This window comes from Hydrogenothermus marinus (assembly GCF_003688665.1).
GTDB classification, from domain to species: domain Bacteria; phylum Aquificota; class Aquificia; order Aquificales; family Hydrogenothermaceae; genus Hydrogenothermus; species Hydrogenothermus marinus.
The window spans coordinates 23,720-43,847 of the sequence record NZ_REFO01000016.1 but is presented as its reverse complement, the minus strand read 5'-3'; the positions used below and the strand labels follow the sequence as shown (position 1 = coordinate 43,847).

At 28.0% G+C, this 20,128-nt stretch carries 24 protein-coding genes and 4 tRNA genes; 7 read left to right on the top strand and 21 right to left on the bottom strand.

The annotated features are described in order from the left end of the window. From CLV39_RS08015 to CLV39_RS08780, 9 genes are all read right to left on the bottom strand, one after another. Positions 1-942, bottom strand: coding sequence for a DNA polymerase III subunit (locus CLV39_RS08015; protein WP_121923718.1), 942 nt, complete (start codon positions 940-942; stop codon positions 1-3). Beyond that, entirely contained in the window at positions 935-2,506 is a 1,572-nt protein-coding gene (resB, locus tag CLV39_RS08010; protein ID WP_245960359.1) for a cytochrome c biogenesis protein ResB, read from the bottom strand. The genes CLV39_RS08015 and resB overlap by 8 nt, the downstream gene beginning before the upstream one ends. Beyond that, complete coding sequence (locus CLV39_RS08005; protein WP_121923717.1) at positions 2,506-2,793, bottom strand: septation protein SpoVG family protein; 288 nt, start codon at positions 2,791-2,793, stop codon at positions 2,506-2,508. Before CLV39_RS08005 ends, resB begins: the two co-directional genes overlap by 1 nt. Positions 2,794-2,822: 29 nt before the next feature. Further along, positions 2,823-3,800, bottom strand: coding sequence for an ATP-dependent 6-phosphofructokinase (locus CLV39_RS08000; RefSeq protein WP_121923716.1), 978 nt, complete (start codon positions 3,798-3,800; stop codon positions 2,823-2,825). Beyond that, positions 3,800-4,093 (bottom strand): hypothetical protein, encoded by a 294-nt coding sequence (locus CLV39_RS07995; RefSeq protein ID WP_121923715.1) that lies wholly within the window; start codon positions 4,091-4,093, stop codon positions 3,800-3,802. The genes CLV39_RS08000 and CLV39_RS07995 overlap by 1 nt, the downstream gene beginning before the upstream one ends. A gap of 30 nt (positions 4,094-4,123) precedes the next feature. Further along, positions 4,124-4,870, bottom strand: coding sequence for an MlaE family ABC transporter permease (locus tag CLV39_RS07990; protein WP_121923714.1), 747 nt, complete (start codon positions 4,868-4,870; stop codon positions 4,124-4,126). Position 4,871: 1 nt separating this feature from the next. Further along, on the bottom strand, positions 4,872-6,347 hold the full coding sequence (gene dnaB / locus CLV39_RS07985; RefSeq protein WP_121923713.1) for a replicative DNA helicase: 1,476 nt from the start codon (positions 6,345-6,347) through the stop codon (positions 4,872-4,874). A gap of 111 nt (positions 6,348-6,458) precedes the next feature. Beyond that, positions 6,459-6,785 (bottom strand): IS1 family transposase, encoded by a 327-nt coding sequence (locus tag CLV39_RS07980; protein WP_121923712.1) that lies wholly within the window; start codon positions 6,783-6,785, stop codon positions 6,459-6,461. A 5-nt stretch (positions 6,786-6,790) separates the two neighbouring features. Continuing rightward, positions 6,791-7,108, bottom strand: coding sequence for an IS1/IS1595 family N-terminal zinc-binding domain-containing protein (locus CLV39_RS08780; RefSeq protein WP_121923730.1), 318 nt, complete (start codon positions 7,106-7,108; stop codon positions 6,791-6,793). Between the two features lie 117 nt (positions 7,109-7,225). Between CLV39_RS08780 and CLV39_RS07970 the strand changes: the two genes are divergently transcribed. The 6 genes from CLV39_RS07970 to CLV39_RS07945 all read left to right on the top strand — a co-directional run bounded on the left by CLV39_RS07970 (position 7,226) and on the right by CLV39_RS07945 (position 9,395). Beyond that, positions 7,226-7,301: transfer RNA gene (locus CLV39_RS07970), tRNA-Asn, on the top strand. A 31-nt stretch (positions 7,302-7,332) separates the two neighbouring features. Further along, on the top strand, positions 7,333-7,863 hold the full coding sequence (ppa, locus tag CLV39_RS07965) for an inorganic diphosphatase (RefSeq protein WP_121923711.1): 531 nt from the start codon (positions 7,333-7,335) through the stop codon (positions 7,861-7,863). Between the two features lie 41 nt (positions 7,864-7,904). After that, positions 7,905-7,977, top strand: a tRNA-Pro gene (locus CLV39_RS07960). Between the two features lie 11 nt (positions 7,978-7,988). Next, a tRNA-Arg gene (locus tag CLV39_RS07955) sits at positions 7,989-8,065 on the top strand. A gap of 16 nt (positions 8,066-8,081) precedes the next feature. After that, positions 8,082-8,158: transfer RNA gene (locus CLV39_RS07950), tRNA-Met, on the top strand. 175 nt (positions 8,159-8,333) lie between these two features. Continuing rightward, the gene (locus CLV39_RS07945) at positions 8,334-9,395 is read left to right on the top strand and encodes a tetratricopeptide repeat protein (RefSeq protein ID WP_121923710.1); all 1,062 of its coding nucleotides are present in this window, start codon (positions 8,334-8,336) and stop codon (positions 9,393-9,395) included. On the opposite strand, the gene CLV39_RS07940 is transcribed toward CLV39_RS07945, so the two are convergent. From CLV39_RS07940 to CLV39_RS07920, 5 genes are all read right to left on the bottom strand, one after another. Further along, positions 9,392-9,694, bottom strand: coding sequence for an Lrp/AsnC ligand binding domain-containing protein (locus tag CLV39_RS07940; RefSeq protein WP_121923709.1), 303 nt, complete (start codon positions 9,692-9,694; stop codon positions 9,392-9,394). The genes CLV39_RS07945 and CLV39_RS07940 overlap by 4 nt on opposite strands. 20 nt (positions 9,695-9,714) lie before the next feature. Then, positions 9,715-11,055 carry an ATP-dependent protease ATPase subunit HslU gene (hslU, locus tag CLV39_RS07935; RefSeq protein WP_121923708.1) on the bottom strand — a complete coding sequence of 447 codons (1,341 nt, stop codon included), beginning with the start codon at positions 11,053-11,055 and terminating at the stop codon, positions 9,715-9,717. A 39-nt stretch (positions 11,056-11,094) separates the two neighbouring features. Next, entirely contained in the window at positions 11,095-12,711 is a 1,617-nt protein-coding gene (locus tag CLV39_RS07930) for a CTP synthase (protein ID WP_121923707.1), read from the bottom strand. A 112-nt stretch (positions 12,712-12,823) separates the two neighbouring features. Further along, complete coding sequence (locus CLV39_RS07925; protein ID WP_170145627.1) at positions 12,824-13,972, bottom strand: metallophosphoesterase family protein; 1,149 nt, start codon at positions 13,970-13,972, stop codon at positions 12,824-12,826. Then, entirely contained in the window at positions 13,969-14,181 is a 213-nt protein-coding gene (locus CLV39_RS07920) for a YgaP family membrane protein (RefSeq protein ID WP_121923705.1), read from the bottom strand. Before CLV39_RS07920 ends, CLV39_RS07925 begins: the two co-directional genes overlap by 4 nt. 125 nt (positions 14,182-14,306) lie before the next feature. Here CLV39_RS07920 and CLV39_RS07915 point away from each other — a divergent pair, with 125 nt between their 5' ends. Further along, the gene (locus CLV39_RS07915) at positions 14,307-14,951 is read left to right on the top strand and encodes a hypothetical protein (protein ID WP_121923704.1); all 645 of its coding nucleotides are present in this window, start codon (positions 14,307-14,309) and stop codon (positions 14,949-14,951) included. An 18-nt stretch (positions 14,952-14,969) separates the two neighbouring features. Here CLV39_RS07915 and dapC read toward each other — a convergent pair whose 3' ends face one another. The 7 genes from dapC to CLV39_RS07880 are packed head-to-tail and all read right to left on the bottom strand — an operon-like array spanning position 14,970 to position 20,125. Further along, on the bottom strand, positions 14,970-16,151 hold the full coding sequence (gene dapC, locus CLV39_RS07910; RefSeq protein WP_121923703.1) for a succinyldiaminopimelate transaminase: 1,182 nt from the start codon (positions 16,149-16,151) through the stop codon (positions 14,970-14,972). Between the two features lie 3 nt (positions 16,152-16,154). Then, the gene (gene thiS, locus CLV39_RS07905; RefSeq protein WP_121923702.1) at positions 16,155-16,358 is read right to left on the bottom strand and encodes a sulfur carrier protein ThiS; all 204 of its coding nucleotides are present in this window, start codon (positions 16,356-16,358) and stop codon (positions 16,155-16,157) included. Between the two features lie 10 nt (positions 16,359-16,368). After that, complete coding sequence (gene argB, locus CLV39_RS07900) at positions 16,369-17,265, bottom strand: acetylglutamate kinase (RefSeq protein WP_121923701.1); 897 nt, start codon at positions 17,263-17,265, stop codon at positions 16,369-16,371. Then, the gene (locus tag CLV39_RS07895; protein WP_121923700.1) at positions 17,266-17,595 is read right to left on the bottom strand and encodes a hypothetical protein; all 330 of its coding nucleotides are present in this window, start codon (positions 17,593-17,595) and stop codon (positions 17,266-17,268) included. Then, positions 17,592-18,014: a hypothetical protein gene (locus CLV39_RS07890; RefSeq protein WP_121923699.1), complete on the bottom strand. Its 423-nt coding sequence runs from the start codon at positions 18,012-18,014 to the stop codon at positions 17,592-17,594. Before CLV39_RS07890 ends, CLV39_RS07895 begins: the two co-directional genes overlap by 4 nt. Then, positions 18,014-19,069 carry a flavodoxin-dependent (E)-4-hydroxy-3-methylbut-2-enyl-diphosphate synthase gene (gene ispG, locus CLV39_RS07885; RefSeq protein ID WP_121923698.1) on the bottom strand — a complete coding sequence of 352 codons (1,056 nt, stop codon included), beginning with the start codon at positions 19,067-19,069 and terminating at the stop codon, positions 18,014-18,016. Before ispG ends, CLV39_RS07890 begins: the two co-directional genes overlap by 1 nt. Further along, positions 19,070-20,125, bottom strand: a complete 1,056-nt coding sequence (locus CLV39_RS07880) for a lytic transglycosylase domain-containing protein (RefSeq protein WP_121923697.1) — start codon at positions 20,123-20,125, stop codon at positions 19,070-19,072. Between the last annotated feature and the right edge of the window lie 3 nt (positions 20,126-20,128).

The window sequence follows — 20,128 nt, the reverse complement described above, 5'->3', positions numbered from 1 at the left end:
TTACGCTCCTGTTTTAAGATTAAAATAAAAAGCCTCAAATGCTAAATTTTTCTTTACACCTTTTTCTACTGCTTTTCTTAATTTATTTAATTCTTTTATAAAGTTATCATAAAAGGAAACAGTTATTTCTCCTTTTAACATAGATTTATGTACAAATATACTTAATAATTCTAATATATTATATATGTTTTCTATTTCTAATTTTTCTATATTTTCTACTAATGTTATTATCCCTTCTGGATGTATCTGTTTTATTTTTACAATTAAGTTGTATAAATCTACTGCATATTTATAAATATATTCATTATTAATTATTGAATTGGCTATGCATAGATTTCCATCTGATATTAAGGCTATTTTTTTAGCTTTTTCTTCTTCCATTCCTTTTAAAACTAATATATCAAAAATCTCTTTCTTAGAAAGAGTTTTAAATCTTACTTTTAAAGTTCTTGATATTATTGTAGGTAAAAGGTTATTTTGATTTTCAGCTATTAATATTATCATTGTATTATCAGGCGGTTCTTCAAGAGTTTTCAATAAAGCATTCATTGCCTGTATGTTCATTTTGTCAGCATCATCTATTATTACTACTTTACCTTTTTCAGATTTTAGTTTAAAAAATTCTGAAATCTGTCTAACCTGGTCTATTTTTATCTCTTTTGAATTTTCTGGGATAATTATTTTTAAATCAGGATGGGATGGTAAGTCTTTATTCTCGTAAATATTTTGAATTGTATTATTTACAAGCTTACAGCTTTTACATTCATTACAGCCAAAACCATAACCTTTTTCACATAAAAAAGTTCTTGCAGTTTGTAAAGCTATTAGTTTTTTCCCTATACATTTTTTCCCTTCAAATAAAAGGGAATAAGACTTATAACCTTTATCTAAAATTCTTCTTATTAATCTTTTCTCTTCTTCATGTCCTATTACTTTAACCATTTCTCTTTATCTGATTTACTAAATCTTCAAATTTATCTTTAACAGTAGCTTTAAAACTTTCAAGGAATTTTTGAGAATAAACTACAACATAAACCTTAGTACTATTATTATCTACACTTTCAAGTTTAACCCATATTCTTCTATGAACTGTATAAAATGCTAATATTATCCCTAAAACAACTATAGCTGTTCCAAGCCATATAAGATTTACACCAGGCATTTTTGTTATCTGAAGTCCTGAAAAATATCTTGGTTTAAACTCTTCTATCATTAAAAGATATTTATATCCATTTTTATATCCAAACTGATTAAATGCGGGAATTGCAATATCTGGATTAGCTAATATTGGTAAATTAAATTTTTTTCCATTTCTTTCTACTTGAACAACTATTACAGGGTCATAAATATCTTGATTTATAAGCATTGGATTTTTATAGTTTAATGTTTGATTTATTACTTTTAGTTTTTCTCCATTTACTTCTATATAAGGTTTTCCATAAAAATATTCAATTCTTTTAGCTGATGAAAATAATACAACTGATTTTGCTTCTAAATCTTTCATAATTTTTTGAAGTTTTTCTTTTTCTTTATCTGTTTTTGCATTTTGAAGAGCTTTATCTGTTTCATTTATAGCTTTCATAAGATTAAGCATTTTTTCATAATCTATTACTATTATCTTTGCATACTTAATATCTCCTGTTTTTCCATAAGATGCTTGGAATATTCTGTATCCTCCATAATCTGTAGGATTATTAACTTGAGTAATAGCTTCCTTTTTTAATTTACCATCTTGGAATATCTGAATTTTACTATTAAAAGATTTTATTGAATTTTTAAATTTTTTACTATCATAATAATCAAGCCAAAACTCTTTTACTTTTATAGTAAATGGTAGCTGTACTACTTCATTTCCTGCTTGTAAAGAACCTGGTCTAAATTTGAAAAAAAAGTCTGCAGACTCACCTTCAGGAATTTCTATCTGTCCTCTTATCCCATATTGAGCTCCCATAAATGCCCCAACAAGGAAAACAATAATTCCTATATGGGTAATAAGCATTCCTAATCTTGAAAATCTTCCTTTTTCTGCAAATAAGTAAATCTCTCTTTTATTTCCTTCTTTTTTATCTTCTACTTTTTCTATTTTTTTGAAACCTAAACTATGTATTAATTGAACAACATAATTAAAAGCAACCTCTATTGAAGCTGGTATTAGAAACTCAAATTTATTTCTTGATTTTAAATCTTTTTCATTTAATTTTTTATGTACTTTCCCATAAGCTTGCATAAATATTTTTGGAAATCTATCTATAGTAGCAACAATAACTGAAACTGCAACTAAGAAGATTAAAAGCTGATAATACCAGGAATGAAAAACATTATTAAGCCATGTTTTCCATATTATTTTTGCCCAAAACTCTCCAAAATGCTTAACATAATTAATATATGTATCACCTTGTTTTATATATGTAGAACCAAGAACTGTTAATATTGCAAGAGTAATAAGATAAAAAACCCCTGCTTTTAAACCTGTAAGAAATAAAAAAAGTTTTTTTATTTTATCCACTAAATTCCTCCTGCTTGGAAACTCATAATTTCTTTATATTTATCAATGATAGCTCTTCTAATCTTTTCATTAAAATCATTTGATAAAGGCTGAATTATATCTATATATTTATTAGATGATGTGGCCTTCTTAGGAAATGATATAAAAAGACCACCATGTTTATTTTCTATAATTTTTATACCTTTAATTAAAAGAATATCATCTATTACTATATCTGCAATAGCTCTAACTCTTCCACCAAGTCCAGTTGTATCAAATGGATATATTTTAACTTCTGTTATTTCCATCTTTTTAATTTATTCCTTTTATGCTATTTTCAAGTAGATAATATGTTTGCTACCTCAAACTGTTTTAAATCTGGTTTTTTTATTTTTCCAAAGCTTACATTAAGTGGCTTTGCTAAAATTTCACCTTTTTCTAAAGCTACCATAAAATTTATATTTCCTTTTATATAATGTTCCACTGCAAAAACTCCAAATCTTGATGCAATTAATCTATCGTAAGCTGAAGGAGAACCTCCTCTTTGAATATAACCTAAGACTGAGTATCTTACTTCTCCAAAATTCCCATGTTTAGAAAGTTCTCTTTCAACTAACGGAGCTAATTCTTGAGCTTTTGCTACTCCTTCTGCAAGTATTATTACAAAAAAGTTTTTACCTCTTTTTTTACCTTCTATTATAGTATCTACTATAACATGTAAAGGAAATGGATATTCTGGAATTAAAATAACATCAGCACCAGTTGCAATTCCTGTTTCAAGGGCTATAAAACCACTTTTTCTTCCCATAACTTCAACTATAAAAATTCTTTCATGGGACATTGTTGTATCTTTTATTTTTTCTATTGCTTCAACATTAGTGTTAATACAAGTGTCAAATCCAATTGTATAATCTGTTCCATAAGTATCATTATCTATTGTTTTTGGAATTCCAATTACTGGAAAGTTAAACTCTTTTACTAAAAGATTTGCTGCTTGAAAACTACCATTTCCACCAATAACAAATAATGCATCTATATTATGCTTTTTTAAATTTTCTATAGCTATTTTTCTATACTCATATTGATAAAATCTATTTTCTCTTGCTGTTAATAAAAAAGTTCCACCTTTATCTAAAAAACCAGAGACAACCCTTGCATCTAAAGGGATAAATTCATTTTCTATTAAGCCTTTTAATCCTCTTTTAAAACCTATTACTTGAATATTGTAATAATTTGCAGTTCTAACAACTGCACGGATAGCAGCGTTAAGACCGGGGGCATCACCCCCGCTTGTAATAATAGCTATCTTTTTCATTATTTTTTAAGCATATAGCAGTAATCGCTATGTTCAGCCATTGTAGGAAGGATAGAACCATCTTTTTTGCTAACATACACTTTTCTAACAACATTACCTATTTTTTCATAGCCTTCTAATATAGCTTCTCCAACATAATATTTTTTGGTTTCACATACGATAACTTTTGAAACATGATTTGAACCTGCTAAATAATCTTTTATTTTTTTCTCAGCTTGTGCTTTTGTTATATCAGCAAAGCTAAAACTTGAAAGAAGAACTGAAACTCCTAATGCTGTTAAAACTTTTTTCATAGCTAAAACCTCCTACGGAATTTGTAATTATCAGTATATCAAAGCAGTTAGGAAATAGTCTACTATTAAAATAAGTACGGAAGAAACTACAACTGCAGTAGTTGTAGATTTTCCAACCCCTTCAGCACCACCTTTTGTAATATATCCAAAATAACAAGAGACTACGGTTAATAGAATACCAAAAACTATAGATTTATATAAACCGCCAAGTATATCGTAAAACTCTGTTAAATCCTTCATTTTAGTAACAAAAAGATAAGGATTTATATGATAAAGCTCTGTAGCTACAAAATATCCTCCTGCTATTCCTGATACTATAGAAAGTATAGTTAATGCTGGTACAACTAAAATAGATGCTATTATCCGAGGTGCTATAAGATACCTAATAGGATTGACAGCTAAAACTTCAAGAGCATCTATTTGTTCAGTAATTCGCATTGTTCCAATATTTGCTGCCATGGCAGAACCAGATCTTGCAGTTATAAGAAGAGAAACAAGAACAGGAGAAAGCTCCCTTGATAAAGAAAGAGAAACTAAAGCTCCTATTAAAAACTCTGCATTAAACTTATGGAAAGTTGGATAAGTTTCAACAACTAAAACCCCACCAGTGAAAAATCCAGTAAGTGCTATAAGTATTGCTGCATCTGCACCAATTTCAGCCATCTGTTTGATAATGTGTCTAAATTTTGGAGGTTTTATAAAAATAAATTTTAATGTTTCTAAAAATAAAAGGGTGGCATTTCCTGTATGCTCTACAAATTTCAATAGAATTTTCATTTTACATATCCACTATTTCATCTTCTTCTAAATTAAATGGTATTTCTTCTTCATTTAAATATTCTAAAGGATTTTCTTTTTGATTAGAAATCTTTGATTTATCTTGGTTAATATTTTTATTTTCAGATTCTTCTATATTTTGATAATAATCTTTTGCAAGATTTTCAAACCTTGTAATATCTTTTATAAATGCAAGTTTTATTGTTCCTGTTGGTCCATTTCTTTGTTTTGCAATTATAATTTCTGCAATTCCTTCTTCTTCTGGAGTTGGGTTCTTTTTGTAATATTCTGGTCTATGGATAAACATAACTAAATCGGCATCTTGTTCTATACTTCCACTTTCTCTTAAATCTGCAAGCTGAGGTCTTTTATCACTTCTAAGTTCTGTTTGTCTTGAAAGCTGGGCAAGAGCTATTACCGGAATATTTAAATCTTTTGCAAGTCCTTTAAGACCTCTTGATATTTCTGCTACTTCTTGTTGTCTACTTTCAACTCTACGGGAAGACCTCATAAGCTGAAGATAATCTATTACAATAAGCTGTATATCTTTTTCCCTTTTTAATTTTCTTGCTTTAGCTCTTAAATCTAAAATAGATAAAGATGCAGTATCATCTATATATATAGGAGCATTTACCATTTTTAAAGCTTTATCTGTTAATTTTTCTAATTCATCTTTTGTTAAAAATCCAGATCTTACTTTTCTTAAAGGTATTCTTGTTTCTTGACATAAAAGTCTCATTGCTATCTGCTGTCTTGACATTTCTAATGAGAAAAATGCAGAAGGTTTTTGTTCAATAACTGAAACGTTATAAAGGATTGAAAGAGCAAATGCTGTTTTTCCCATAGCTGGTCTTGCAGCTATTATGATTAAATCTCCGTTATGGAATCCTGTTGTAAGCCTATCAAGTTCATAAAATCCTGAAGCAAGACCTGTAACTAAGGTTTCTTTTTTAGAAAGTTCATTAATTATATTTAATGTTTCTTTTAGAAGATCTCCTAAGGAATAATACTCAGCTACAGATTTTTCTTCTGAAAGTTTAAATATTCTGTTTTCTGTTTCTTCTATAAGCTCATTTATATCTCTTACTGTTTTAGATTTTATTAAAATATCTTTGGCAATATCTATTAATCCTCTTGCAATAGATTTTTCTTTAAGATTTTGTGCAAGTATTTCTAAAGCACTTTGTGGAGCTGCATCTTGTAATAATAATGTAATATAGTTTTCACCACCAATACTTTCTAACTTTCCTAATTTTTCAAGATGATTTTTAAGAACTATTGGATCTAAAATTTTACCTTCTTCTACTAAATCTAAAATAGCTTCGTAAACAATCTTATTTCTTAGATTGTAAAAATCTTCTGGTTTTAATATATTTATAACTGTATCTACATTACTTGGATCATATAATAAAGCTCCTAATACTGCCCTCTCTGTTTGGTCATCATGAGGTATAGGATAATCTAATAATTTATCCAAATTTTTCTCCACAGGCTTTTTTAGAATTTTAATTATATAATTTTTTCAGAGTTTTTTAAGGATATTATGTTATGACATATTCGTATGCAATTATAAAAATTTGGTATTTAGTTAAAGAGTATATAATAAATTCCATCTAATAAAAACTAAGGCTAATGCCCTATATAAAGCTCTAATAGATTTTGCATAAGCTTTTGTCTTTCTTTGTAGCATAGCTAATTTACTTCTTAAAAACGAATTTAATCCTTCATTCCAATTAGTACAGTTATATTTGCCTTTCTTTCTATTCCTCAAATTTTCATAAACCTTATATCCATCTGTATGATATTCTTTAGCTGTAGGAATTTGATTTAATAATTTCCAAAATGTCTCTTCATCTCTTTTCCCTATTTCAAAATATTTATAGTCTTTGTCAAAAACTACAATCCATATCCACATTTTATCTAATCCTGCTTTGTTAAATTTTTTTTAATTAATATATTTTTTCTTGCTTCAAGCTTCTTAATTGCAAGTTCTCCTGCTGCTCTTATCCAACTTCTAACGGTTTCATAAGGTACTTCTAAAGACCTAGATATTGCTGCTATAGATACTCCATCTGTATATAGTTTAATAGCCATGTCTTTTAATTTTTTTGGATAATGCCTTCTTTCTGGATTTTCTACAAATATTCTTTTACAACTTTTACATAAATATCTTTGTTTTCCTTGATTTGATTTTCCATTTTTTACTACTTTTTCTGAATTACAGTAAACACATCTCATTTTCTTAACCTTTTTTATTTTTATTATACATCAACTCTAAAACTGAATACCCTTTTTTAATCATTGTTGACAGATTTCATATTTGATGATATATTATTAATCCCTTGTAGTTGATGTTCCGGAGTAGCTCAGCAGGCAGAGCAGGCGGCTGTTAACCGCCGGGTCGGGGGTTCGAATCCCTCCTCCGGAGCCATTTCAAAAAAATTCCTAGGAGTGTAAATAAAATGGATTTATCAAAAATTCCTGCTGGAAAAAATCCTCCTGATGATATTTATGTAGTAGTAGAAATTCCCCAAGGAAGTTCTATTAAATATGAAGTAGATAAAGAAAGTGGAGCAGTATTTGTAGATAGATTTTTATTTACTGCAATGTATTATCCTTTTAATTATGGATTTATTCCAAATACTTTAGCAGAAGACGGAGATCCAACTGATGTTTTAGTTATTTCTTCGCAACCAGTAACTCCTGGAAGTGTTATTAGATCAAGACCTATAGGAATGTTAGAAATGGAAGATGAAGAAGGAATAGATACAAAAATAATTGCTGTTCCTGTATCTAAACTTGACCCTTCTTTTGATAATATAAATGAAGTTTCAGATTTACCAGAAGCTATTTTGAATAAAATAAAACATTTCTTTGAACATTATAAAGAACTTGAAAAAGGAAAATGGGTAAAAGTTAGAGACTTCAAATCTTCAAAAATTGCTAAAGAAGATATCAAAAAAGCTATAGAAAATTTAAAAAATAATTCTTGACATATTTAAAAGAATAAGATATATTATTCTCCTCTTTTGTTCGGAGTGTAGCTCAGGTGGCAGAGCACGTGCCTTGGGAGCACGGGGTCGCAGGTTCAAGTCCTGCCACTCCGACTTAATTTTTTGGGCCCGTAGCTCAGCTGGATAGAGCAACGGACTTCTAATCCGTAGGTCGCAGGTTCGAATCCTGCCGGGCCCACCATTGAGTTGAAAAGTATCGCGGGGTGGAGCAGGCTGGTAGCTCGCCGGGCTCATAACCCGGAGGTCGAGGGTTCAAATCCCTCCCCCGCAACCAAAAAAATTTCCAAAAATCAAATTAACTTAAATCACTCTAAAATTTTCATCTTTTACTTAGGATATTAGCCAATCATAAGTAGGATAAATAATAATTCTTACGATAAATGTTTAATTTTTATAAATTTATATCGTATAATTTATTCTTGAAATATAAAGATAAATGAGAGAATAATGTGGGAGATTTAAATCAAGTTATAAAAAAGAAAGACAAAGACGGTAGAGATATTCATCCTTTAACTCATATAAAGAAAGGAAAAAATAAACTTCAAATAGTATTAGTAATTTTATCTGTAATAACAGTTGTAAATATTTTATTTATTATTTATATAAATTTTTTCAAATTTGAAGAAAAGTCTTTAATTACTATTAATAATCCTAAAAAAGCAGCCACTGCAGAATTAAATCCAAAACAAAATAATCAAAAGCAAAAAGAAGTTAAAAATTTAAATTATCCTATGAATAATATTTCCATATCAGATAAAGATTTTAAAAATATTGCATCTTTACAAATTCCTGAGGTTAATTTTAGAGAAGAAAATAATCAAAAACCACAAGAAACAATAAAAAGTAATTTAGACAATAAAAAGACTAAACAAATTTCTACTGTAGAGAATAGTAAAGAAACACAAAAAGAGGAAAGTAATTCTAAAGAAGAAAAAAAACAACTTAATACAAAAAAGGATTTTGCTTACTATTATTCATTAGCAAAAAAGTTTGAAAAAATAAGGGATTTAAAAAGTGCTATCTTTTATTATAGAAAAGCTTATAAATTAAATCCTGATCCAGATATCTTATATAAAATTGCTTATTTAAACTATAGAGTTGGAGCGTACAGGGGAGCTATTAAATATTCAAAAATAATACTAAAAGAATTTCCTAAATATATTGATGCTTATCTTCTAATAGCTAATTCTTATTTAAAAGAAGATAAAACAGATTTAGCAAAGTTAACTTTAGAGGAAGCATATTATAAATTTCCAGAAAATAAAAAAATAATTTTTAAACTTGCTAATATTTGTGAAAAAACAGGTAATCCTTATGCAGCTATTGAACTTTATGAAGGTTTAGCTAAGGAAAATGATATAAAGGCTATTATTAAAATAGCAAATCTTTATGAAAAAATAGGAGAAAATAAAAAGGCTTTAGAATATTATAAAAAAGCCTTTTCCATAGATAATGGAACTTATAAAGATTATTTAACTGATAAAATAAACAAACTTAAAAACATAAATTAAATTTCAACAACCATACAAGTAGTAGCTTTTTTTACTCCTTTTATAGGATTTATATCTCTAATTACTACTCTTCCAATCTCATTTTGATTTTCTCCTTCTACAAAAACTATAATGTCATAAATTCCAGTTACTATATCTGCAGATCTTACATTTTCTATTTTCGCCAGTTGTTCTAATATCTCTGGTATTAAAGCAGGATCAGCTTCTATTAGTACATAAGCTCTTGATTTTTCTTTTACGTCTATATCCTTTAAGAGTTCTGAGAAAGGAATTGGCGCTTCATTTAATTTTTCTTCCATTTTTTAACCTCTCTTTTTATTTATAAAATATATTTAGTTAAATCTTCATTTTGGATAATGTTTTCTAATTTAGATTGTACAAATTTTTTATCTATTATTATAGTCTGTCCTTTTAAATCTGGAGCCTCAAAAGAGTAATCTTCCATTATATTTTCTAAAATTGTATGTAATCTTCTTGCACCTATGTTTTCAGTTTTTTCATTAACTTCTTCTGCTATTCTTGCTATCTCTTCAATTGCATCATCTGTAAATTCTAAATAAACATCTTCTGTTTCCATTAATGCTTTATACTGTTTTATTAAAGCATTTTCAGGTTCTGTAAGAATTTTTATAAAATCTTCTTTTGTTAATGCTTTAAGCTCTACTCTTATTGGGAATCTACCTTGTAGTTCTGGGATTAAATCTGAAGGTTTTGCTAAATGAAAAGCTCCTGCAGCAATAAATAGTATGTGATCTGTTTTAACAGGTCCATACTTTGTAGAAACAGTAGTTCCTTCTACTATTGGAAGTAAATCTCTTTGAACACCTTCTCTTGAAACATCAGGTCCTGAAGACGAAGATTTTCCAGCTACTTTATCTATCTCATCTATAAAAACTATTCCAAAATTTTCTGCTCTTTTTACTGCTTCTGAAGCTACTTCATCCATATCTATAAGTTTTTCTGCTTCCTGTTGTTTTATATATTTAAAGGCATCTTTTACATTCATTTTTCTTCTTTTTTTCTTAGCTGGTGCAATAGATGAGAATAAATCCTTTAACTGACTTTCTATATCTTCCATACCTGGAGCTATAACTCCACCAACAACTGTTGGTTTTTCTTCAACTTCAATCTCTATTATTTTGTCGTCAAGCTGACCTTTTCTTAACATTTCTCTAAATTTTTCTCTTGCAGGAGATTCTTCTTCTCTTTCTTCAAAACTTCCAAATCTTCTTATTTTTCTTGGAACTAAATAATCTAAAATTTTTTCTTCTGCTAATTTTTCTGCTTTTTCTTTAACTTCTTCTATTTTTTCAGCTTTCACCATTTTAAAAGCAGTCTCAACAAGTTCTCTAATAATTGCTTCTACATCTCTTCCTACATAACCAACTTCTGTAAACTTTGTTGCTTCTACTTTAATAAAAGGAGCATTTACTAAAGATGCTAATCTTCTTGCTATTTCTGTTTTACCAACACCTGTTGGTCCTATCATTAATATATTCTTAGGTATAACTTCATCTCTTAATTTTTCTGGAAGTTTTTGCCTTCTCCATCTATTTCTTAAAGCTATAGCTACTGCTTTTTTTGCTTTATGTTGTCCAACTATATATTTATCAAGCTGATTAACTATCTCTTTTGGAGTTAACTCTTTTATATTATCCAAAAACATACCTCCTTTGTAATTAACAATAATTTTAATGCTTTAATTTATTTTTTCCAGTCTATTTTTATAACTTGCTTCTACAAAAGCAACAAATAAAGGATGAGGAGCAAAAGGCTTACTTTTAAATTCTGGGTGAAATTGGCAACCTATAAACCATTTATGCTCCGGAAGTTCTATAATTTCTGGTAATTTCTTAGCAGTATATTCTCCTGATACAACTAACCCTTTTTCTTCTAAAATTGGTCTAAATTCTGGGTTAAATTCATATCTATGTCTATGTCTTTCATAAATATCTTTCTTTCCATAAATCTCAAAAGCTTTAGTACCTTCTTTTAAAGTACATTTGTAAGCACCAAGTCTCATTGTTCCACCTTTATTATTAATATTTCTCTGTTCTGGCATTAAATCTATTACAGGATATGGTGTTTCAGGATCAAACTCTGTAGAATTGGCTCCTTTTAAACCTACAACATTTCTTGCAAATTCTATGACAGCTACTTGCATACCAAGACATATACCAAAATATGGAATATTATTTTCCCTTGCATATTTAGCAGCTAATATTTTTCCTTCTATTCCTCTTTCTCCAAATCCACCGGGAATAAGTATCCCATCTATATCTTTTAGACTTTCATATATATTCTCTTCAGTTAAATCATCAGCTTTTACCCAATTTAAATTCACTTTAACTTTATTTGCTATACTTGCATGGATTAAAGCTTCATCTATACTTTTATATGCATCTTTTAATTCTATATATTTTCCAATTATAGCTATATTAACTTCTTTATCTGTTTTTTCTAAGTTATTCCATGTATTTACTATTTTTTTCCAATGGGTCAAGTCTGGTTCTTTATACTCAAGTTTTAAATTTTTGGATATAACTTGATCTAATTTCTCTTTTTTTAACAATAAAGGTATTTCATAAATTGTATTTAAATCTGGTGCTGATAAAACTGCATCTTCATCAACATTTGTAAATAAAGCCAATTTTCTTTTTATAGCTTTAGGTAAAGGTTTTTCAGCTCTACATATTAAAATATCTGGTTGGATTCCTATTGCTCTTAATTCTTTTACTGAATGCTGGGATGGTTTTGTTTTAAGTTCTCCAGCAGCTTTTATATAAGGAACATAAGTAAGATGAATAAATAAAGAATTTTCTTTCCCCAGTTCTAATGACATCTGACGAATAGCTTCTAAGAAAGGTAAGCTCTCAATATCACCTACTGTACCACCTATTTCAACTAATATAATATCTGCACCATCTGCTGCCTTTTCTATAGCTCTTTTTATTTCATTTGTAAAATGGGGAATTATCTGGACTGTAGCTCCAAGATATGCTCCTCTTCTTTCTTTTTCAAGAATTGTATTATAAAGTTTTCCAGAAGTTGCATTATTATATTTAGTTAAAACTACATGGGTAAATCTTTCATAATGCCCAAGATCAAGATCAGTTTCAGCTCCATCTTCAGTTACATAAACTTCACCATGCTGATAAGGATTCATAGTTCCTGGATCTATATTTAAATATGGATCTAATTTTAAAAAAGTTATTTTATAACCCATAGACTCTAATATTGCACCTATTCCTGCTGAAGTAACGCCTTTTCCAAGCGAAGAAAGAACACCACCTGTAATAAATATGAATTTCTGCAATAAACTTACCTCGTAAATCTGTAATTTAGTATTTAAAACAAAAAAATATTTTAACTTGATTTTATAGAAAATAAAACTTTAATCAGCAGTATTTATAACAAAATAAAGATGCTTAAATGTCTAAAAGGTTAGGATTTTCTTTTAGATATTTTTTAACCTCATCAGTTGTATCAAAGGTTTTAAGAGTTGCTATTACATCTATTACATGATTATAAAGATTTTCATCATCTAAAAACTCTTTTAATTTATATTCAATAGGCTCTTCTTTATTATCAGATAAAGATTCTACTAAACTTTCTGTTTCAAAAATATTTGTTAAAGATATATTAAAATGTAAAACTTTTTCATTAAAATTTTTAGCTTCTATTAAGGTATAAATATCCTTATAGCTTATATTTTTTACATTTCCTTTAAGAATAACTACAGGTTTTTTATCTGATATTTCATAACTTTCTTCTAATTTTTCTTTTAAATCCTTTTCTAATTTTTCTAAATTATCTTCTACATTTATTCTGATAAAAGGTCTTTTTCTTTTTAATTCAAGGAACTTATAATCAAACTCTTTATCCTGATAATTAATTAGATGTATACCTTTTGGATAGTTTTCCTCTTTTTCATTATATGCAGTAAATTCTGTAGAACCTGCATATAGAACAGTTGTATTTCCCATTAAAAATGGTTTTTGTGGAATATGATAATGGCCTATTCCTATATAATCAAAACCTTCGGGAACTTCTTTGTTTAGATTTAAGCTATTTGGAAAAAATGGTTCAAATTCTGCGTGAAGCATTAAAAGGTGAAGAGCATTTTTATCAGGGGATTTCTCTAATATTTTTTCTAAAAAATCCTTAATTCCTTTATGTTCTCTTATTGCTACTTTTGAAAGATATTTTAATCCGGAAATAACTATTCCTTCATAATATAAACTTCCATTTTCAACTAAATTTAAACCAAAATTTTCTAAAATCTTTAAAGGAGAAATATCTCTTACTTGATTTCCTCTATCATGGTTTCCAGATATTGCAAATATTGGAATATTAGCTTCTTTTAATCTTTTTAATTGATCAATTGCATTTAATAACACTTCATTAGAGGGACGAGAAGTATGGAAAAAGTCCCCTGAATGAAGTATAAAATCTACCTTTTCGTCTATAGCTATATCAATAGCTTCCTTAAAAACATCAAAAAAATCTTCTCCTCTTTCTTTTAGACCATATTGGTTATAGCCTAAATGAGTATCACTTATTTGTAAAAATTTCACTGACAACAAGAATCCTCATTAACTTTTTTACCAAAAAGTTTACCAAAAACTGCATCTGAAGGACAAAATCCAGTAATTCCAGAAAATATAAGCATAAATATCATAAACCAGATGATATACTCTCCCCAACTAAAACCTGAATGCATTAAAACAAGTGCTATTGTAAGAAGTATACCCATAAATATTCTTTGTGCTCTCATAGGTGTCATTTCTTATCTCTCCTTTTTGTTATTGAAGTTTAGTAATATAAATTAAATTATATTTGGATTTTATAAAGTCAATAGATGTTAAAATAATATCTAACATAATTATATACTAACTAAAGGAGGAAGTTATGAGAAAGATAGGATGGGATATATCTCATCAGGAATTTATTATTTCAGATCATTATTATTTTTCAAAGCTTCAAAGATATATAAATGAAGCTGGTATGCAAGTTGATGAAGTTGATGAGTTTGAAAAACTTGCAAACTATGACACTATCATTTTTAATTATCCAGAAATTCCTTTTAAAAAAGAAGAAGTAGATTTTATAGAGGAACTTGTAAAAAAAGGAAAAACTGTAGGAATTTTTGCTTATTATAAAAATGAGGATCATATAGCAGATACTTGCAATACTTTGTCAGAAAGATTTGGAATTAAGTTTAATGGAGATATTATTATAGATAATATTAACAATTATGATAATGATAATCTTTTAATCACAACAACAGATATATCAAATATGAATAATTCTATTAACAAAGTTATGCTTGCTTGTACCGACAGCTTATTAACTACTGATCCTAAAGTAAGAATTTTAGTTCATGGAGAAGATACTTGTGAATCTAAATTAGAATTTGAACCTATATTATTTGCTGAATATGTAGATGAAAATGGCGGTAAATTTATTGCAGGTGGAACATGTGTATTTTGGGATAATTATTCAATAGATTTATATAACAATAAAGAATTTAGTTTAGACTTACTTTCAAGATAAATAAGATAAAAAGGAGCTTTATGCTCCTTTTATTTCATAATGAACTTTTTCCCATACATTAATAGCTTCTTTACATTCTTCTACAGTTGGTACTAAAGCTATTCTGAAAAATTCACTTTTACAACTACCATTTTTTATTTCTATACCTGCACAAAAATTTTCTCCAATAGATACTACTATGCCATTTTCAAGAAGCTTTTTTACATACTCTTTGGCAGGAATTCCTGTAGGGGATTTTACCCAAAAATAAAATGTTGCCTGTGGATATAGATATTCAAGGCCTATTCTATCAAAAAATTCTATAAATAAATCTCTTTTTTGCTTAAAAATCTTAATTCTTTCTTTAACATGATTATCATCTTCCCAAGCAACTTTTGCTCCTTCTTGTATAAATTCTGGTGTTGCTACTCCAAAAGATGTTCTAAATTTTTTATATGTTTGAATTATATCTTCATCTCCTGCTACAAACCCTGAACGATAACCTGTCATACCACTTCTTTTTGATAAAGAATGAAAAGCAACAACATTTTTTGTGCCTATTTCAAGAATAGATGGTGGCTTTTTCTCAAAATATAAATCTATATAACATTCATCACTGCAAAGGATAATATTATATTGATTACATATATCATAGATATCCTGTAAATATTCTTTGTTTACTACTGCTCCTGTTGGATTATGCGGATAGTTTATCCAAACTATTTTTGTTTTCTTTAAAATTTCTTCAGGTATTTTATCAAGTCTAAGTAAAAATTTATCTTCTTCTTTTAATTGGATAGGATATACATCAGCATTTGCAAATAATGCTCCTCTTTCATATACAGGATAAGCAGGTGTCCCAAATATTACTGTCTTTTTTTCTTCTGAAGGGTCTATAAAAACAAGTGGAAAATGAAATATTGCTTCTTTTGAGCCATTTGATGGAATAATATTTTTGTCAGGACTAAGTCTAACGCCAAATCTTCTTTTTATATAATCAGAGATTGCAACTCTTAAATCTCTTTTTCCTGCTACAGTTGGATATTGACTTACTTCAGGAATTGCTTTTTGAACTGCTTCTCTTATAAAGAAAGGTGTTGGTTCTTTTGGATCACCTGTCCCAAAATCATATATTTTTATTCTTTTTTCTTTTAAAGACTGTTTTATTCTATTTAGCTCATCCATTGGATAAGGTCTTAAAGATTTTAGGATATTATTCAATTATTAACCTCCACCAACAAAAGTTACTATTTCTACATTATCTCCATCTTTTATCTTAAATGTATCATACTCACTTTTTGGTATAACATCCATTCCTACTGCTACTGCAAAATTAGGTGCCTTTATTCCAAGTTCTTTTACAAGTTCTGTAATAGTCATTTCATCTTTATTAAATTCTTTATACTCACCATTTAGTTTTATTTTCATTTTTCTCACCTCATTGATAGATTTCTGTTCCTACACCTTCATTTGTAAAAATTTCAAGTAAAACTGAATGTAAAATTCTTCCATCTAATATATGTGCTTTTTTTACTCCTTCATTAAGAGCTTTTATACAAGCTTTTACTTTTGGTATCATTCCTCCTGTAATTGTTCCATCTTCTATAAGTTTTTGAATATCTTCTTTTTTGATTGATGATATTGTATTTTTATTTTTATCTTTTATTCCTTCTATATCTGTTAAAAATATAGCTTTTTCTGCTTTTAAGGCTCCTGCAACTGCAGCAGCTACAAAATCTGCATTTATATTATATGCATTTCCTTCTGAATCAAATCCTATTGGTGCTATAACTGGTATATATAAATTCATAATATTTTTTAGAATCTCTGTATCTATATATTCAACTTCTCCAACATGTCCTAAATCTAAAAGCTCTGTTGGTATAAACTCTCCAATCTCTTTAAAGTACTGTCCTATATCAAGTTTTCTTGCTCTTATAAGTCCTCCATCTTTTCCAGTTAGACCTATAGCTCTTGTATGGCTACCTGCATATTTATTTATAAGCATCACAATATTTTTATTTACAAGGCCACCTAAAACCATCTCTACAACATCCATAGTTTCTTTTGGTGTAACTCTAAGTCCTCCTATAAACTTACTTTCAAGTCCCATCTTTTTTAGATACTCACCTATTTGAGGACCTCCACCATGTACAATTACAGGGTTTATTCCAATATATTTGAGCATTAATATATCTTGTGCAAAAGCAGTCTTTAAATCTGCCTTTGCCATAGCATTTCCACCATACTTAATTACAAATGTTTTTCCTCTAAATTTTGTAATAAAAGGAAGTGCTTCCATTAATATAGATGCTTTTTCCATAGCTTTTTCCATTTATTCTTGCTCCTGTATAAACTCTTTTAAAAACTCATATACTTCTTTATTTATCTGCATATCTACCCAGTAAATACCATCTTCATGCTCTATATGTAGATATTTTCCTGTTTTTCCTTGTTTAAGTTTTATTTCTGTAAGTCCTTTTGAAAAATACCATTCTAAATCTTCTGTTGGTGATTTCATAAAAAGAGTAAAACCACCTTTTCTTTTTGCTATTTTATATATTTCAACAGGTGCTTTATTAATTACATCTTCTTCTATCCATTCATCTGATAATACATCTACTGCAATACCTTTTAATTTAACATCTTTGTATTCCCAACTCATTCTTTCTCCTCAAGCCATTTTATTATTGAACCATTACCTTTTTTTGTATTCTTTTCTTCAAAACCTTCAAGCTGTATAAATTTTCTAACTAAATCTTTTTTTCTTTTTGCTTCATATTTTCTTGTAAATCTAACATTATAAAAATCTATTATAATATCTGCAATTTCTTTTTTAAAAAGAAGAAAATCATAAATATCATTGATAAATGATAATGCTTTTCTATGAGAAATAATTAATTTTGAAGAATATTTTCCTTTTTTTAAACTCCCTCCATATATGTTTTTTAAATTTTCTAAAAGAGTTATGTTCTGTGAATTTATAATAATTACAGGAAATATAGAGTTTTTTGTTCTTATGTCTTTCCTAAATGTTATATGTCCAGATGATTCAAATATACCCGCTATATATTTTTTATCCATTAATCTATATTTTTTATCTCTTTTACAAGTTCTTCAACCATTTCTTCTTCAGAAACTCTTTTTATTGGCTGACCTTTTTTGAATAATATAGCAGATTTATTTCCACAAGCTAAACCAATATCTGCCTCTTTTGCTTCACCTATTGCATTAACTACACATCCCATAATTGCAACTTTTAAAGGTTTATTTAGATACTTTAATTTTTCTTCTACTTTTGAAACAATTTCAGGAAGATTTACTTCTATTCTTCCACAGGTTGGGCAAGATATAATCTCAATACCTTTTCTTCTTAATCCTAAGGATTGAAGTATTGAATAAGCAGTTTCAACCTCTTCTTCTGGATCTGCAGTAAGAGAAACTCTAACAGTATCTCCTATTCCCATATAAAGAAGAATTCCAATACCAACAGAAGATTTTATAGAGCCTTTTTTACCCGGACCTGCTTCTGTAATTCCTATATGAAGAGGAATATCAGTTTTTTCTGCAAAAATCTGATTTGCTTTAATATTTTGGAGGACATCAGAGCCTTTTATTGAAACTTTAAAATTATAAAAACCTACACTTTCAAAAAATTCAGACCAGTACAAAGCACTTTCTGCCAAGGCTTCTCCTGAAGGGTATCCATATTTTTCAAGTAGTCTTTCTTCTAAAGAACCTGAGTTTACTCCAAGTCTAACTGCTATATTTTTCTTTTTACATTCTTGAAGAATTTCTTTTATTTTACCTTTATCATTAATATTTCCCGGATTTAGCCTAATTCCATGGATACCACTTTCTAATGCTAAAAATGCTATTCTTGGTGAAAAATGGATATCTGCTATTACAGGTATTGGTGAATTTTTTACAATTTCTGGTAATGCCTTTGCATCTTCTTCTATTGGTGCCGCAACTCTTATAATTTCACATCCTGCTTTATAAAGTCTATTTATCTGATTTAATGTAGATTCTATATCTCTTGTTTTAGTATCTGTCATAGATTGAACTATAATAGGTGCATTATCTCCTATTTTTACATTTCCAACATAAACTGGTCTTGTTTTTCTTCTTTCTATCATTTAATCCTCTATAGGTATTTTTAATACTTGCCCAACTTTAATAATATTAGAATGTAGTTTATTTACCCTTTTTATTTTTTCAATACTTATATCATATTTTTTAGCAATTCTATATAATGTATCTTTTGGTTTTACTATATAAATTTTGTATTTTAAAGAAACTTTTTTAATTTTTGGTTTTTTAGATGCTATTTTTTTCTTAATAGGAATATTAACATAAACACCTTTATATGCTACTTTTCTTTTTAAATGAGCATTAAAAAGCTTTACAAGATTATAATCAAGATGATAAAAATAAGCTAACTTTTTTAAACTAAATGTAGTTTTTGCAGGTTTTCTAACTATATAAACAGGTTTTCTTTTTATATAAAAACCATATTTTCTTGGATTTTTAGCAATTAATAATGCAGCAAAGAATTTAGGAACATAATCTCTTGTTTGTTTAGGAAGTTTATACTTTATATTCCAAAAACCTTTTTTATAACCTTTTTTTCTTTGGATACATCCTTCTCCGCAGTTATAAGCTGCTAAAACTAAATCCCATCTTCCAAATAATGAGTATAAATATTTAAGATATTTAGCAGCAGCAATACTTGATTTATAAGGATCTTTTCTTTCATCAATTACATGATTTATTTTTAATCCAAATCTTTTGGCTGTCATAGGTAAAAACTGCCATAAACCTGCTGCACCAGACGAAGAAACTGCATAAGGATTATATTTACTTTCTATTAAAGGAAGATATGCAAGGTCAGTAGGTATGTTGTATTTTATAAATATCTTTTTTACTGTTGGAAGATAAATTTGAGCATTATTTAATCCTTCTTGGATAAATCCTCTATCTTCATGTGTGAAATAATATAAAAACTTTCTAATATCTCTTTTATTTGGAATTTTTATATGTAATTTTTTAGCTTCACTATCTAAGTAGTATTGATCTTCATCTGAGATTTCATAATTATAAGAATAATTTATCTTTTTTGTTCCACAAGAAGATATAAAAAAAGCTGAGGAAAAAAGAAAAATTATAAATAATCCCCAGCTTTTTTTTTGCATAGG

Coding starts and splice junctions, on each gene's coding strand:
- CLV39_RS07915 (WP_121923704.1), top strand. CDS start 14,307: ATGAGAAAGATAGGATGGGATATATCTCATCAGGAATTTATTATTTCA.
- CLV39_RS07990 (WP_121923714.1), bottom strand. CDS start 4,870: ATGAAAATTCTATTGAAATTTGTAGAGCATACAGGAAATGCCACCCTT.
- ppa (WP_121923711.1), top strand. CDS start 7,333: ATGGATTTATCAAAAATTCCTGCTGGAAAAAATCCTCCTGATGATATT.
- CLV39_RS07940 (WP_121923709.1), bottom strand. CDS start 9,694: ATGGAAGAAAAATTAAATGAAGCGCCAATTCCTTTCTCAGAACTCTTA.
- argB (WP_121923701.1), bottom strand. CDS start 17,265: ATGGAAAAAGCTATGGAAAAAGCATCTATATTAATGGAAGCACTTCCT.
- CLV39_RS08015 (WP_121923718.1), bottom strand. CDS start 942: ATGGTTAAAGTAATAGGACATGAAGAAGAGAAAAGATTAATAAGAAGA.
- CLV39_RS07895 (WP_121923700.1), bottom strand. CDS start 17,595: ATGAGTTGGGAATACAAAGATGTTAAATTAAAAGGTATTGCAGTAGAT.
- CLV39_RS07920 (WP_121923705.1), bottom strand. CDS start 14,181: ATGACACCTATGAGAGCACAAAGAATATTTATGGGTATACTTCTTACA.
- thiS (WP_121923702.1), bottom strand. CDS start 16,358: ATGAAAATAAAACTAAATGGTGAGTATAAAGAATTTAATAAAGATGAA.
- CLV39_RS08005 (WP_121923717.1), bottom strand. CDS start 2,793: ATGGAAATAACAGAAGTTAAAATATATCCATTTGATACAACTGGACTT.
- CLV39_RS07890 (WP_121923699.1), bottom strand. CDS start 18,014: ATGGATAAAAAATATATAGCGGGTATATTTGAATCATCTGGACATATA.
- CLV39_RS08780 (WP_121923730.1), bottom strand. CDS start 7,108: ATGAGATGTGTTTACTGTAATTCAGAAAAAGTAGTAAAAAATGGAAAA.
- CLV39_RS08000 (WP_121923716.1), bottom strand. CDS start 3,800: ATGAAAAAGATAGCTATTATTACAAGCGGGGGTGATGCCCCCGGTCTT.
- CLV39_RS07995 (WP_121923715.1), bottom strand. CDS start 4,093: ATGAAAAAAGTTTTAACAGCATTAGGAGTTTCAGTTCTTCTTTCAAGT.
- CLV39_RS07880 (WP_121923697.1), bottom strand. CDS start 20,125: ATGCAAAAAAAAAGCTGGGGATTATTTATAATTTTTCTTTTTTCCTCA.
- ispG (WP_121923698.1), bottom strand. CDS start 19,069: ATGATAGAAAGAAGAAAAACAAGACCAGTTTATGTTGGAAATGTAAAA.
- CLV39_RS07980 (WP_121923712.1), bottom strand. CDS start 6,785: ATGTGGATATGGATTGTAGTTTTTGACAAAGACTATAAATATTTTGAA.